The 13,159-nt window shown below is 63.4% G+C and carries 14 protein-coding genes and 1 riboswitch; of the genes, 4 read left to right on the top strand and 10 right to left on the bottom strand.

The features are described 5' to 3' along the window. Window positions 1–8 precede the first annotated feature (8 nt). Window positions 9–1,130, bottom strand: coding sequence for a phosphoserine transaminase (locus Q3Y64_RS13130; RefSeq protein WP_303562476.1), 1,122 nt, complete (start codon window positions 1,128–1,130; stop codon window positions 9–11). 201 nt (window positions 1,131–1,331) lie between these two features. On the opposite strand from Q3Y64_RS13130, the gene Q3Y64_RS13135 reads away from it, so the two are divergent. Beyond that, window positions 1,332–1,682, top strand: a complete 351-nt coding sequence (locus tag Q3Y64_RS13135; protein ID WP_303562477.1) for a DUF2195 family protein — start codon at window positions 1,332–1,334, stop codon at window positions 1,680–1,682. A gap of 59 nt (window positions 1,683–1,741) precedes the next feature. Here the strand turns inward: Q3Y64_RS13135 and Q3Y64_RS13140 are convergent, their stop codons facing one another. Further along, entirely contained in the window at window positions 1,742–2,815 is a 1,074-nt protein-coding gene (locus Q3Y64_RS13140) for a pectate lyase (RefSeq protein WP_216821627.1), read from the bottom strand. A 262-nt stretch (window positions 2,816–3,077) separates the two neighbouring features. Further along, window positions 3,078–3,251, top strand: a riboswitch (yybP-ykoY riboswitch). A 13-nt stretch (window positions 3,252–3,264) separates the two neighbouring features. On the opposite strand from Q3Y64_RS13140, the gene Q3Y64_RS13145 reads away from it, so the two are divergent. Next, window positions 3,265–3,837 carry a TMEM165/GDT1 family protein gene (locus Q3Y64_RS13145; protein WP_303562598.1) on the top strand — a complete coding sequence of 191 codons (573 nt, stop codon included), beginning with the start codon at window positions 3,265–3,267 and terminating at the stop codon, window positions 3,835–3,837. Here the strand turns inward: Q3Y64_RS13145 and Q3Y64_RS13150 are convergent, their stop codons facing one another. The 5 genes from Q3Y64_RS13150 to Q3Y64_RS13170 all read right to left on the bottom strand — a co-directional run bounded on the left by Q3Y64_RS13150 (window position 3,838) and on the right by Q3Y64_RS13170 (window position 8,186). Beyond that, window positions 3,838–4,695, bottom strand: coding sequence for a methylated-DNA--[protein]-cysteine S-methyltransferase (locus Q3Y64_RS13150; protein ID WP_303562480.1), 858 nt, complete (start codon window positions 4,693–4,695; stop codon window positions 3,838–3,840). It lies immediately after the preceding gene. 46 nt (window positions 4,696–4,741) lie between these two features. Then, the gene (locus Q3Y64_RS13155) at window positions 4,742–5,248 is read right to left on the bottom strand and encodes a hypothetical protein (RefSeq protein ID WP_303562482.1); all 507 of its coding nucleotides are present in this window, start codon (window positions 5,246–5,248) and stop codon (window positions 4,742–4,744) included. Window positions 5,249–5,255: 7 nt separating this feature from the next. Further along, entirely contained in the window at window positions 5,256–6,095 is an 840-nt protein-coding gene (locus tag Q3Y64_RS13160) for a VOC family protein (protein ID WP_101940794.1), read from the bottom strand. Window positions 6,096–6,187: 92 nt separating this feature from the next. Continuing rightward, window positions 6,188–7,741 carry an MFS transporter gene (locus Q3Y64_RS13165; RefSeq protein WP_303562485.1) on the bottom strand — a complete coding sequence of 518 codons (1,554 nt, stop codon included), beginning with the start codon at window positions 7,739–7,741 and terminating at the stop codon, window positions 6,188–6,190. 1 nt (window position 7,742) lies between these two features. Further along, window positions 7,743–8,186, bottom strand: a complete 444-nt coding sequence (locus tag Q3Y64_RS13170; RefSeq protein ID WP_303562487.1) for a MarR family winged helix-turn-helix transcriptional regulator — start codon at window positions 8,184–8,186, stop codon at window positions 7,743–7,745. Between the two features lie 193 nt (window positions 8,187–8,379). Here Q3Y64_RS13170 and Q3Y64_RS13175 point away from each other — a divergent pair, with 193 nt between their 5' ends. Beyond that, a complete protein-coding gene (locus Q3Y64_RS13175) occupies window positions 8,380–8,655 on the top strand; it encodes a zf-TFIIB domain-containing protein (protein ID WP_173893963.1) in 276 nt (91 codons plus the stop codon). 91 nt (window positions 8,656–8,746) lie between these two features. Here the strand turns inward: Q3Y64_RS13175 and pyrF are convergent, their stop codons facing one another. Beyond that, a complete protein-coding gene (pyrF, locus tag Q3Y64_RS13180; protein ID WP_303562490.1) occupies window positions 8,747–9,562 on the bottom strand; it encodes an orotidine-5'-phosphate decarboxylase in 816 nt (271 codons plus the stop codon). A gap of 148 nt (window positions 9,563–9,710) precedes the next feature. On the opposite strand from pyrF, the gene Q3Y64_RS13185 reads away from it, so the two are divergent. Beyond that, entirely contained in the window at window positions 9,711–10,982 is a 1,272-nt protein-coding gene (locus Q3Y64_RS13185) for an O-acetylhomoserine aminocarboxypropyltransferase/cysteine synthase family protein (protein ID WP_303562492.1), read from the top strand. Between the two features lie 46 nt (window positions 10,983–11,028). Here the strand turns inward: Q3Y64_RS13185 and Q3Y64_RS13190 are convergent, their stop codons facing one another. Together Q3Y64_RS13190 and Q3Y64_RS13195 are read right to left on the bottom strand one after the other, a co-directional pair. Then, on the bottom strand, window positions 11,029–12,156 hold the full coding sequence (locus Q3Y64_RS13190) for a PQQ-dependent sugar dehydrogenase (RefSeq protein ID WP_303562494.1): 1,128 nt from the start codon (window positions 12,154–12,156) through the stop codon (window positions 11,029–11,031). Window positions 12,157–12,297: 141 nt separating this feature from the next. Beyond that, window positions 12,298–13,158, bottom strand: coding sequence for a DMT family transporter (locus tag Q3Y64_RS13195; protein WP_303562496.1), 861 nt, complete (start codon window positions 13,156–13,158; stop codon window positions 12,298–12,300). Between the last annotated feature and the right edge of the window lies 1 nt (window position 13,159).

Consider the following 13,159-nt stretch of genomic DNA (forward strand, 5'->3'; position numbering starts at 1 on the left):
GGCGGAAATTACGCAGCCTTGGTGACTTCCGCGTAGGCCCATTCCAGCCAAGGCAGCACGGCTTCCAGATCGGCGGTTTCCACCGTGGCGCCGCACCAGAAGCGCAGGCCGCTCGGGGCATCCTTGTAAGCGCCGATGTCATACGCAACGCCTTCCTTGTCGAGCAGCTTCACCAGGGCCTTGACCTGATCCGGCGTGGCGTCGAGCGAGAAACACACCGAGGTGTTGGAGCGCGACACTTCGTCCTTGGCGAGGAAGTGGATCCACGGCGTTTTGGCGACAAAGCGCTCGAACACGGCGAGGTTGTCATTGCTGCGCTTGATCAGTGCCGGGACGCCACCGATGGAGTCGACCCAAGCCAGCGCATCCAGATAGTCTTCGTTGGCGATCATCGACGGGGTGTTGATGGTGGCGCCTTCAAAAATTTCGGTCATCAGCTCGCCGCCCTTGGCGATGCGGAAGATCTTCGGCAGCGGCCAGCTCGGCTTGTAGTCCTTGAGGCGTTGCACGGCGCGCGGCGACAGGATCAGCATGCCGTGAGCACCTTCACCACCCAGTACCTTCTGCCAGGAGTAAGTAACGACATCCAGCTTGTCCCACGGCATTTCCATGGCGAACACGGCGGAGGTGGCGTCGCACAGGGTCAGGCCTTCGCGGTCAGCGGGGATCCAGTCGCCGTTCGGCACTTTCACGCCGGAGGTGGTGCCGTTCCAGGTGAACACGATGTCGTTCTTGGCATCCCACTGGGCGAAATCCGGCAGTTCGCCGTAAGGGGCGCTGAAGTTGCGCACGTCCTTGAGCTTGAGCTGCTTGACGATGTCGGTCACCCAGCCTTCCCCGAAGGATTCCCAAGCAAAGGTGTCCACCGGGCGGGCACCGAGCAGGTTCCACATGGCCAGCTCGAACGCACCCGTGTCAGACGCCGGCAGGATGCCGACGTGGTAGTCCGCCGGGATGCCCAGCAGGCGCTTGGTTTCGGTGATGGCCTTGGCCAGACGGGCCTTGCCCAGGGAGCTGCGGTGCGAGCGGCCGAGAATGTCCTTCGGCAGATTGGCCAACGAGTAGCCAGGACGCTTGGCGCAGGGGCCCGAAGAGAAGTTCGGCGAGTTCGGTTTGATGGTGGGTTTCACGGCAGACTCCAGTGAAGAAGGAAAATTCTGAGTCCGCCATTGTAGTCCGGCGGGCGCGGGAGGGGAAACCGCTAGCCGGCTACGATTTTTCTTGCCCCCTCTTCCGACATCCGGCCGCTTAACAAGCTGGCCTGCCCCTAAACTGGCCTGTCACGCAATCCATCTACCAGTGACCTAGGGATGCCCATGCCGGCACGTTCGTTGATCAAGACAGTCACGCTGGCCCTGCTGCTGCCTGGAATGGCAATGGCCGCGCCGCAACTGAGGCTGCATAACGCGCTGGCCAAGTGTGTGAGCATCGAGATGACGCCGCCGCAATCAAGACACCAGCAGCTGATACTGGAGGCGGATTTCCGGATCAAGCAAGCAACAGCGGCCTGTGGCTGCACCTCGATGCGAGTCGCCTGGCACAGCGAGCTTGCGGGCGAAACCCTGAGCCAAGAGCGCTTTAGTCTTTCAGGCAACACGCACAAGCGGCTGGTACTGGGTGCAACCGACCGCACACAGGGCCTGAGCGAAATGAACCTGCATTTCAGCTGCGCAGCAGAGTAAGCGCGAAATGAAAACGGGAGGCCGAAGCCTCCCGCAGAGCTTTACTCAGGCTTGCCGGATCAGAAGCTCGTCACGTCCGACGGGCTGACATCACAGTAAGCAGTGTTGAAAAACTCGCCGTACTTCTCGGTCGAGCCATTGCCCTTTTCGATGCCCTTCCACTCCTCGCAGATCCGCGGCTTGGAGGTGATGGCCGAGGTCCACACCAGGCCCTTGACCTTCAGGTTACGGATCGTGGCCTTGTCACCATAGTTACGGTTCAGGCCCACTACGGTGCTGCTGATCGTGCCATTAATGGTTACGTTGTTGATCTGCACATAGCGCGGACCGCCGTTGCTGGTGCAGTCCCCGCAGGAACGCCACAACTTGCCAACCGCGCCATAGGTGTTGAAGTTCTCGATCACAAAGGTGCTGTTCTTCGAGTTGTGCTGGAAGGTCTTGTCCTGCGCAGCATTGGCCGAGCCACCCGAGATCGTGAAGGTACCGCCCTCAGATTTGTTGGTCGCAGCATCCTCACACACGTCTTCCCACACCACATTCTCAGCCCGGCAATTGCCAGATACGCAGTGAATGCCATCGGCCGCATTGGCGTTGATGCGTACATTCTTGATGGTGGCATTCTTCAGCGTGAACAGCGGTTGCTGGGATTCGCTGCCGCCATTGCAGGAAGTCCCGACAGTGATGCCACCGCAATCGACGGTAGCATTTTCGATGGTGCTGCCAGGCGCGCATGTATTGGTGGCAACACTGGATGCGGCGCTGCTAGCCGCCGAGCTGGCCTTGCTCGATGACGCAGCGCTGGAAGCCGTCGCACTGCTCGAAGCAGCAGCACTCGAAGCAACGCTGGATGCGCTGGAGGCACTCGAAGTGCCGGAAGGCACCGAACACTCATTGGTACCGCCGGCCACCTTGGTGCCCGTGCCGAAGGTGACTTCACCACACACGAAACTGCCCGAGAGCGTCTTGTAGGTGAATTTGTCCGCACGGCCATAAGCCACGCTCGTATTGGCCGGCACACTGCAGGTTTTACCTTCGCTGCAGATCGTGACATAACCAGCGGGGCGGTTGGCCGCCTGGGCCGCACCAATGCTTGCCAGAGCCGTCAAGCCCAGCATGAAGTACTTGATTGTCATTGCTTGTCTCCTGAGATTTATTGTCTGGCGCTCATGCGCCATTTTTTGTACTGCACCGGGGGGATGACACCCCTTCCGGTGCATTCAGGCTAGATCAGGCCTTAAAAAACGCAAACTGCGCTCGTCAGAAAGATCAAGTTTTGTGCGCTGCAAGATCAGCATGAAAGTCACGCTCAGCGAGTTTTTCAAGCTGCTAATCAGCATGCGTTTTGCGCAGAAATCGCGCCGGCGCCGCCTTGTCGCCAGAAAATCCCGTAGAATCCGCCCCGTCATCGGGGAGTAGCCACCCGCAGCAAGCGGGCCCAGCGTCAACAGACTTGGTCGCAAGACCATGGCGCTGGGAGCCAAGCCAGGTTCGGCGAGACCTTTGACTGTTGCGGTGTCGATGCAGGTCGACGGGTCGCGGCAGTCATTGTGTTCGTCCGTCGGCCTGCCTCGTAATGACTCACATGGAAGCCTTCCTCGTCTCCACGGGCATCGTCGCCCTCGCCGAAATGGGCGACAAGACGCAGCTGCTCGCCCTCGTGCTCGCCGCACGCCTCAAGAAGCCCCTGCCGATCTGCCTGGGCATCCTTGCCGCCACACTGGTCAATCACGCCTGCGCAGCGGCTGTCGGGCAATGGATCACCCTGCATCTCGGCGCGGATGCCATGCGCTGGATCCTCGGCGTGTCCTTCCTCGCCATGGGCGCCTGGATGCTGATCCCGGACAAGCTGGATGACGACGATGCCCCCAAGCCGGCGCGCTTCGGCGCCTTCCTGACCACTACCATCGCCTTCTTCATCGTCGAAATGGGTGACAAGACCCAGATCGCCACAGTCGCGCTGGCAGCCAAGTATTCCGCACTGGCCTGGGTGGTGGCCGGCACGACCGTCGGCATGATGCTGGCCAATGCGCCGGTGGTGTATTTCGGCGACAAGCTGACGAAGATTGTGCCGATCAAGGTCGTGCACATCGTCTGCGCGCTGATTTTCGCTGCGCTGGGCATGGCCGCCCTGCTGAATCTGGGCGAAATGCTCTGATCAGAGCCAATTCTGTGCGGCTTCGAGCGCAATCAAGGCCTGCTTGCGCTCGATGCCCCAGCGATAGTCACTGAAATCTCCACTCTCACGAATCACCCGATGGCAGGGGATCAGCGCAGCAATGGTATTGGCGCCAATCGCACTGCCAACAGCGCGGGCGGCCTGTGGCTTGCCCAGAGCACGGGCGATCTGACCATAACTGGCCAGATCGCCCGGCGGAATACGCAACAAGGCCTGCCAGACCTGAATCTGGAAATTGCTGCCACGCAGCAGCAGATGCAGGGGTGCCGAGCCCGGCAACCGCTGGAAGGCTGCATTCAGCGTGCGCTGGGCCGCATCCGGTTCATGGCACAGACGGGCTCTGGGCCATTCCTCACGCAAGACAGCCAGGGCAGCCGCTTCCGCCAGAAATTCGAGGCGGCAGATGCCCCGTGGGGTCAGGGCCACGAAAGCTTGGCCAAGGGGCGTAAGGCCGCTGCCATAGAGAATGTCCAGCCCGGCCCCGCCTTGCGCCACCTCACCGGGCGTAACGGCCTCGCAGGTCACCATCAGGTCATGCAGACGACCAGGGCCGGACAATCCGCTGGCGAGACTGGCCTCCAGGACCGAGGCGGAAGCCCGCAGGCGCCGACGCGCCTCCTCCTTGCTCAGGAACTGCAGGAAGCGCTTGGGGCTCACGCCCGCCCAGGCACTGAACAGGCGCTGCAGATGAAAGCTGGACAAGCCCAGCGCATCCGCCAGCACAGCTAGATCGGGCTGCTCGCGGGCATGTTCGCGCAGGAAGCGAATGGCCTGCGCGATGGTGGCGTAAGCCTCGCTCTGAGTGGCCGCAGAATGAATGGGGAGATCGGATGGCATGCGCGAAGTGTCGCAGCCGGTAGCGCCGGCCGCCACCCGATTCTTGCTAGAGCCCCGGCGGGCGCTGCATTTCCTCGAACACGGTGGCCGAGGTGTCGACGATGAAAGGCGTCTCCGGCAGGTTCTGATAGAACCATTCGGCGATCACCAGCTCACCTTGGCCGCGCTCGAAGGGGCCGATGTGGGCCAGGTCGCCGTTCATGAGCTTGCAGTCGAAGTAGCGCAGACGATCCTCGCCCATCAGACGGATCGAGTGGATCTTCTCCAGCGCGATGCGATCCACGCGCATCGGCCGGCTGGCCGGATTGCGGAAATACAGGAAGCCGTCGAGTACTTCGATGATGGCCACGCCCACCAGCGGCCCACGCGTGAAACGGCGCACCAGCTGATAGGCAAGGATGGCCACGATCAGACCACCCACGACTTGTTTGCCAGTGCCATCCAGATTGCCGCCTAAAAGAACGAAGACCAGACACACCACGCCGACTGCGACACTCACCCACAGGGTGCGCTCGGCCTGCTTGACCGAGCGCTCATGCAACTTTTTGCTCATGGAATCCTTATTTTGCGAGCGGCTCGGTGCGGCCAACCAGATGCAGCACATTACCTTCTGGGTCGCGGAAGAAGAACAGCTGCACGCCATTCTCCAGCGCCTTGTAGTCCTCCAGCACTTCGACGCCACGGCCCTTCAGGCGGCCAGCGCCCTCGGCCACATCCGCCGCATTCATGCGCAGCGCGATGTGACGGATACCCTGAGCGCGATAGTGCTCGGTGCCGATCTCACGCTCGGCCTGGATGAACTCGATGATTGAGCTGCCATCGGCTGCCAGCACAAAGGCCGTGCCATGACCATCGTCGCGCACGATCAGCTGGAACTTGAGCGCGTCGATATACCAGGCGCGCAGCGCCTCCGGATCCCTGGCGATGATGCAGGTGTGCTCGATGCCCTGGATCAGCACGTTCTTCGGTGCGTCGGCAAGGCGCGGCGGCATCGCCAGCGAGAGGCGGTTGGGGCGCGAGATCAGGTGCAGGATGTTGCCGTCCGGATCACGGAAGTGATAAGTCGCCAGACCTTCCGGGAACTGGTGTGGCGTTTTGCCAATGGTTTCCACGCCGCTTTCGCCCAGGCGATGCACCGCCTCACCAAAATCATGCGCATCCACCGCCAGCGCGATGTGGCGCAAGCCGCTGTCCTTGACCTGGGGCTTGCCGGCACACAGCGAAGGCTCCTGGCTCGGCACCAGCTCGATCATCGAGCCGTTGGCCATGAGCAGGAAATACACACCTGCGCCGTTATCCAAGATGCACTTCATGTCGAGATTCTTCACATACCAGTCACGCAGGCGCGTGGTGTCGGCAGAAAAAACCGCAACGTGTTCGATGCCCTGATAGATCGCCATGGAATTGCCTCGGGAAACGGGTGGGTGGCAGCAGCCTGGCAAACCGCGCCCGGCTGTCCGTGAAATGCTTCGGAAGCTTGCTGCGCGCAATCCTAGCTTTTTTTCGCGATCTCGTAACGCGGCAAGCGCAAACTGATTGCAATGCTCAGCGCGGCCATGATCGCGCAGAGCACGAAGCCAAGGTGGATTCCGCCCACCAGTGCGTGACGCGCCTGCTCGATCAGCGCCGCTGCATCAAAGCCCAGCCTGCCCGCCAGCTCGGCCAACGCCTGCTGATCAGCCGCCCGGATCAGAATCTGTGGCGTATCCATCAGGCTCTCCAGTGCCGCTGACTCCAGCTTCAGGGCTGCCACCGCCCCTCCTGCATCGTGCGCGTAGCGGGCATTGACCATCACGCCAGCAATGCCCACGCCGAGCATGCTGCCGATCATCCGGGTGGTCTGGATCAGCGCCGAGCCCACGCCCAGATCACGCTTGCCCGCCACGGCCATCATCTGCAGGGTCAGGTTGGGCAGTTGAAAGCCCAGGCTGAAGCCGCACAGGGCAAATTGCAGCAGGATCTGCCAGTTCGGCGCGCCCGGCCCGAGCAGACTCAGGCACAGGCAGCTGACCAGCGTGCCGATCTGGCCCCAGGCAATCACCCGCTCGGCGCGCGCGACGCGCGGCAGAATGCGGCCATTCACGATGCTGCCGAGCGTGATGCACACCAGCAGCGGCGTCATCAGATAACCGGCCTGTTTGGGTGAGAAGCCAAAACCGCCTTGCAGCAGCAGCGGCGAGTAGAACACCAGCACGAACATCGACAACCCGGTCAGCAAGCCCAGCACCATCAGCTTCAGCGCATCACGATTGGCGAAGAGGCGCGGCGGAATGATCGGCGAAGCGGAATGGTGCTGATGCCACACGAAGAGCGCCCCGCAAAAGATGGCGCCCAACATCAGGGCCGGGCCACGCCAGTCGGCAAAGCCATGGGTCTGGATCGCTTCCGAGCCGAGCAACAGGGTCGTCACGCTCACCGCCAGCAGCAGGGCACCGAGCCAGTCGATGCTGCGGTCGCCCTCCTCGTGATGCACGATGTGGGGCAGATAGCGCCACACCATAGGCAGCGCCAGCACGGCCACCGGCAGATTGATGGTGAACACCGAACGCCAGCCGAAATGCTCAGTGAGCCAGCCACCCAGGGTCGGCCCGAGCGCCGAGGCCACGCCGAAACTGGCCGACAGCAGCACCTGCCAGCGCACGCGCTGGGCGCGGTCCGGGAACAGATCCGGTACGCAGGCAAAAGCCACGCCCACCAGCATGCCACCGCCAATGCCCTGCAGACCGCGCGCCAGCATCAGCTGCGTCATGCTGCCGGCGAAGCCGCAGGCTGCCGAAGTGACCGTAAAAGTGATGATCGCCGCCAGCACGAAAGGCTTGCGGCCATACAGATCGCCGAGCCGCCCGGCAATCGGAATCGTGATTGCGCTGCCCAGTAGATAGGCCGAGGCGATCCACGGATAGAGATCGTAGCCCTGCAGCTCGGCCACGATGCGCGGCATCGCGGTGCCGACCACGGTCGAATCCAGCGCAATCAGGATGATCACCAGACAGATGCCCAGCATTGCGGCCAGCGAGGCACGGAAAGAGCGGGGTGCATGTTCCATTTCAGAGCTCCTCGCTGCGGACTCGCAGCCCTTGCACCAGGGACTCCAGCGCGGCTCCGATCAAGCCATGCTGATCATCCGGAATGCCGGCAAACAAGCCCTCGGTCCGCGCGGTAAGCAGCGCATCGAACTTGCGCGCCTCGGCCAGTCCGGTTTTGGTCAGGTGCAGTTGCAGGCAACGCCGGTCCTCTGGCAAGGGCTCGCGCGTGACCAGCCCTTCCTCCACAAAGCGATCCACGATGCGGCTGATCCAGCTCTTGTCCAGCCCGGCCACGCGCCCAAACTCCCCCTGCGTCAGCGGCCCGCTGCGCAGCAGAAGCATCAGCAAGCGATGGTGCTGTGAATAGCCCAGCGCGTGCGTGTGGCGGCGCTGGTCGAGAAGATAGAGACGGATGAGTTCGCGCAGCTGCTGAGCGAGAACCTGCTTTGGATCGAGGGAGGGCATGGGGAGATTCTTTGGTTGCTATACGCAACAGTCTAGCAAGATGGTTGCTAATAACAACCGTCTTAACCTTCCATTACAGAGTCACCTCCACTGCGCGAACGCCTCGTAAGACGGCCGAAACATGCCGCGCACTGAACCGGCGGCAGCCCCAGCAGTCCAATCAGCCACTTTGCAGCCACACACGGAGAAACTCATGCAATGCCCCGTCTGTACCGACAAAACCCTGATCATGAGCGAGCGCCAAGGTATAGAAATCGACTATTGCCCTGGCTGCCGGGGGATCTGGCTAGATCGTGGCGAGCTGGACAAGATCATTGAGCGCAATGCCGCCGAGCAGGCGCCCGCCGGCGCTTCACGCCCCGTCGCGCCAGCCTCTGCACCACCTCCTCAGCACACACCGCGCCCACAGCACGACGAGCACTACCGCCACAAGCGCAAGAAGAGCTTCTTCGAGGAGCTGTTCGACTGAGAGCCCTCTTTCTTGCCCATCCGATGCAAAGCAAACGGGCCGCCATGCGGCCCGTTTTCACGTCTGATGCTGCCGCACGAAGCGGCGTGGGTCAGCGGTACTGGTTGATGTCGTCGCGGGTGGCGATGGCGACTTTGCGGGCCTGCTCGGCGAAGTCTTCACCCTTGCCGGCGTAGAGGATGGCGCGCGAGGAGTTGATCATCAGGCCAAGGCCGGCGGCGGTCTTGCCCGCATTCACTGTGGCCTGCACGTCGCCGCCCTGTGCGCCGACGCCGGGCACCAGCAGGGGCATGTCGCCGATGATGGCGCGCACGTCAGCCAGTTCCTGCGGGAAGGTGGCGCCAACGACCAGCGCGGCCTGACCGTGCTTGTTCCACTTCTCGGCAACCAGCCCGGCAACGTGTTGGTACAGCTTCTTGCCGCCATCGACCGTGAGGTTCTGCAGGTCGGAGCCGCCGGGGTTGGAGGTGCGGCAGAGCACGATGAGGCCACAATCCGGGTACTCGAGGTAGGGCTCGACCGAGTCGAAGCCCATGTAGGGATTCACGGTGAGCGCGTCGGCCTGATAGCGCACGAAGGCTTCGCGAGCGTACTGGGCCGCAGTGGCGCCGATGTCGCCGCGCTTGGCGTCGAGGATGACGGGGATGTCCGGGTACTCGGCGTGGATGTAGTCGATCAGTGCTTCAAGCTGGGCCTCGGCGGATTCGCCGGCGAAGTAGGCGATCTGCGGCTTGAAGGAGCAGGCGACGTCGGCGGTGGCATCGACGATGGCTTTGCAGAACTCGTAGATCGCGTCCGGCTTGCCTTGCAGATGGGCGGGAAACTTGGCGAGATCCGGGTCCAGGCCCACGCAGAGCAGGGAGTTGTTCTTTTGCCAGGCGGCGGCGAGGTCGTCGATGAAGGCCATGGTGAGTCCAGCAGAGAGGGGAGTGGCCCGATTTTACCGCAGCGGGCTGCGGGTTATTGCCCACAGGCATAAGGACATTCAAAACAGGGGCTTTCCAGTACCGGTCCCACCGCGCAGAATCCACCTCCTTCATCACGGAGGAATATTCATGCGCTTCGATACGCTGGCCATCCATGCCGGTTACAGCCCGGACCCCACCACCAAGGCCGTGGCGGTGCCGATCTACCAGACCACCAGCTACGCCTTCGACGACACCCAGCACGGCGCCGACCTCTTCGACCTGAAGGTGAAGGGCAACATCTACACGCGCATCATGAACCCCACCACCGACGTGCTGGAGCAGCGCGTGGCCGCGCTGGAAGGCGGCATAGGTGCGCTGGCGCTGGCCTCGGGGCAGGCGGCGATCACCTACGCGATCCTCACCATCGCCGAGGCGGGCGACAACATCATCGCCACCAGCGCGCTTTACGGCGGCACCTACAACCTCTTCGCCCACACTCTGCCGCAGTACGGCATCACGGTGAAATTCGTCGATGCGTCTGATCCGCAGGCCGCTGCCGCACTGATCGACGAGCGCACCAAGGCGATCTACTGCGAATCCATCGGCAACCCGCTTGGCAACGTGGTGGATTTCGCCGCCTTCGCCGAAGTGGCGCATGCCGGTGGCGTGCCGCTGATCGTGGACAACACCGTGCCTTCGCCCTACCTGACCCGCCCGATCGAGCACGGCGCAGATATCGTGGTGCATTCGCTGACCAAGTACATGGGCGGCCATGGCACCAGCATCGGCGGCATCATCGTCGACTCGGGAAAATTCCCGTGGGCCGAGCACAAGGCGCGCTTCAAGCGCCTGAACGAGCCGGAAGTGAGCTACCACGGCGTGGTCTACACCGAGGCGCTGGGCCCGGCGGCCTTCATCGGCCGTGCCCGCACGGTGCCGCTGCGCAATATGGGCGCCTGCATTTCGCCCTTCAACGCCTTCCTGATCCTGCAGGGGCTGGAAACGCTGGCGCTGCGCATGGATCGCCATGTGGAGAACGCCACCAAGGTGGCCGAGTTCCTGCGCACGCATCCGAAGGCCGCTTGGGTCAATTACGCCGGCCTTGCCGATCATCCCTCGAAACCGCTGGTCGACAAGTATTTCGGCGGCAAGGCCTCGGGCCTGCTGACCTTCGGCGTGAAGGGCGGGCGCGAAGGCGGCGCGCGCTTCCAGGATGCATTGCAACTGATCACGCGTCTGGTGAACATTGGTGATGCGAAATCGCTGGCCTGCCACCCGGCTTCCACCACGCACCGCCAGCTTTCGGCCGAGGAGTTGAAGAAGGCCGGCGTGTCGGAAGACATGGTGCGCCTGTCGATCGGCATTGAGCATATCGACGACCTGATCGCCGATCTGGATCAGGCGCTGGCCGCCGTCTGAACGCATCTCACGCAGATCAAAAGAGCCGGCCACGTGCCGGCTCTTTTCATTGCAGGCTCAGCCGCAGGATCTGGCCCTCGGACTCGTCGGTGATGAGATAAAGCCAGCCATCCGGCCCCACGCGGATATCGCGTACCCGTTTGCCGACCGGGATGCGCTCGGCGCCGCTGATGCGCGTGCCATCCAGCGTCAGGCGGTGCACCGCCTGATCCTTCAGCGCCGCCACGAACAGGTTGCCGCGCCAGCCCGGGACTTTGTCGCCACTGTAGAAACTCATATTGCCCGGCGCGATGGAAGGATCCCAATAGCATTGCGGCTGGGCCATGCCGGGCTTCGCCTGACCCTCGCCGATCTTGAGCCCGGTGTAGTGGGTGCCGTAGCTGATCACCGGCCAGCCGTAGTTTGTGCCGGCAGCAAGCAGATTGATCTCGTCGCCACCTCGCGCACCATGTTCGACCAGCCACAAACGATCACTCCCGGGCTGGCGGACGAAGCCCTGCGGATTGCGATGGCCCAACGACCAGATTTCCGGCAACCAGCCGGCCTTGCCCGCGAAGGGATTGTCGGCCGGCACGCTGCCATCCGGATTCAGGCGGATCACCTTGCCGAGGCTTTGTTGCGGGTCTTGAGCCGGCTCGAATTTCTGCCGCTCGCCCAGCGCAGCGTAGAGCTTGCCGTCGGCACCCAACGCGAAACGCACGCCAAAGTGGCCGTTACCGGAAACCTTGGGCGTCTGCCGGTAGATCACGCGCAGCTCGCGCAAGGCCAAGCCCGCTTCATCCAGCCGGGCGCGCGCAATGGCGGTGCCGGCGCCCCCCTCGCCCGCTTCGGCGTAGCCCAGATAGACGAGACGGTTGCGGGCAAAATCCGGATCCAGCGCCACATCCAGCAGCCCGCCCTGCCCCTTTGCCAGCACCGCCGGTACGCCAGCGAGCGGAGCCGAAAGCTGGCCCTGCGATGTCACGATACGCAGCCGCCCGGGGCGTTCGCTGACCAGCATGCGGCCATCGGGCAGGAAGACCAGCGCCCAGGGGTTCTCCAGCCCGCGTGCCACTTCCGTGAGCTGGATGCGCCCCGGGCTCGGCACTGCTGCCACGGCATCACAGCGCGGAGCTTCAGCGGCCAGGGCGTTCAGGCTGGCAAGACCCGCGCTCAGGTATCGGACTATCCGCATCGTCGTACTCGCTCTTGTCAGGGTCAGGCTTCGACTGAATTGTAAAAGGCGGGTTCCCCCTTCAGAGAGTCGCAGCTACAGGATCTGTGGCCACTTCTGGCGGGACTGCCGCGAGCGCTCCAGGCCCGGGTTGCGCCAGGTCTACTCCCTTGCCGCCGCCCCCACCGTCCCCGCACACGCCGCCATGACGGCGGCGATGGCCAGCCACTGCAGGCCGGTCAGGCGCTCGCCCAGGATCACGAAACCCGCCAGCGCGCCGATAGCCGGCTCCAGGCTCACCAGGGTGCCGAAGGCGCGCGTCGTCAGGCCGCGCAGCGCGATCATCTCCAGCGAGTAAGGCAGCGCGCTCGACAGCAGCGCCACGCCCAGCCCCCACAGCGCCACGCTTAGGCTGAACCATTGTGGGCCCGCACTCCAGGCCCCGAAAGGCACCACCAGCACGGCCGCCGTGAGCATGCCTAACGACACTGACAAGCCGGCGTGCAGGTGCGACACGCGTTTGCCGGCCAGGATGTAGAGCGCCCAGAACACGGCCGCCAGCACTGCAAACCCCACGCCCACCGGATCCAGCCGCGCGCCGTGCGCGAAAGGGTTCAGCAACAGCACAATGCCCAGCGCCGCCAGCAGCACCCACACAAAGTGCCCGGCGCGCCGGGCCGAGAGCAGCGCCACCGCCAGCGGGCCGGTGAGCTCTATCGCCACACACACGCCCAATGGCAGGCTGCGCAAGGCGAGATAGAAGGACAGGTTCATTACCCCCAGCGCTGCGCCGTACTGCAGAACCCGCCCCAGCTCGGCACGCGCCGGCCAGTGCCGCCAGGGCCGCCACAACAAGGCCAGCAGCAAGGCCGAGCCGGTCAGGCGCCAGGCCGTGGTTCCCGCAGCACCAATCATTGGGAACAAGTGCTTGGCGAAGGACGAACCGATGCATAGCGCAGCCATGCTGCCCAGCAAGGCGAGCACAGACAGCAGCAGACTGGGGCGGGAAGCAGAGGGGTGCATG

The sequence above is a fragment of the Uliginosibacterium sp. 31-12 genome, from assembly GCF_030548425.1.
Taxonomy (GTDB): Bacteria; Pseudomonadota; Gammaproteobacteria; order Burkholderiales; family Rhodocyclaceae; genus Uliginosibacterium; species Uliginosibacterium aquaticum.

Excerpts from the sequence above, each read along its gene's own strand:
- Q3Y64_RS13140 (WP_216821627.1), bottom strand. The coding sequence starts at position 2,815 with ATGACAATCAAGTACTTCATGCTGGGCTTGACGGCTCTGGCAAGCATT.
- Q3Y64_RS13145 (WP_303562598.1), top strand. The coding sequence starts at position 3,265 with ATGGAAGCCTTCCTCGTCTCCACGGGCATCGTCGCCCTCGCCGAAATG.
- Q3Y64_RS13150 (WP_303562480.1), bottom strand. The coding sequence starts at position 4,695 with ATGCCATCCGATCTCCCCATTCATTCTGCGGCCACTCAGAGCGAGGCT.
- Q3Y64_RS13155 (WP_303562482.1), bottom strand. The coding sequence starts at position 5,248 with ATGAGCAAAAAGTTGCATGAGCGCTCGGTCAAGCAGGCCGAGCGCACC.
- Q3Y64_RS13160 (WP_101940794.1), bottom strand. The coding sequence starts at position 6,095 with ATGGCGATCTATCAGGGCATCGAACACGTTGCGGTTTTTTCTGCCGAC.
- Q3Y64_RS13165 (WP_303562485.1), bottom strand. The coding sequence starts at position 7,741 with ATGGAACATGCACCCCGCTCTTTCCGTGCCTCGCTGGCCGCAATGCTG.
- Q3Y64_RS13170 (WP_303562487.1), bottom strand. The coding sequence starts at position 8,186 with ATGCCCTCCCTCGATCCAAAGCAGGTTCTCGCTCAGCAGCTGCGCGAA.
- Q3Y64_RS13175 (WP_173893963.1), top strand. The coding sequence starts at position 8,380 with ATGCAATGCCCCGTCTGTACCGACAAAACCCTGATCATGAGCGAGCGC.
- pyrF (WP_303562490.1), bottom strand. The coding sequence starts at position 9,562 with ATGGCCTTCATCGACGACCTCGCCGCCGCCTGGCAAAAGAACAACTCC.
- Q3Y64_RS13185 (WP_303562492.1), top strand. The coding sequence starts at position 9,711 with ATGCGCTTCGATACGCTGGCCATCCATGCCGGTTACAGCCCGGACCCC.
- Q3Y64_RS13190 (WP_303562494.1), bottom strand. The coding sequence starts at position 12,156 with ATGCGGATAGTCCGATACCTGAGCGCGGGTCTTGCCAGCCTGAACGCC.
- Q3Y64_RS13195 (WP_303562496.1), bottom strand. The coding sequence starts at position 13,158 with ATGCACCCCTCTGCTTCCCGCCCCAGTCTGCTGCTGTCTGTGCTCGCC.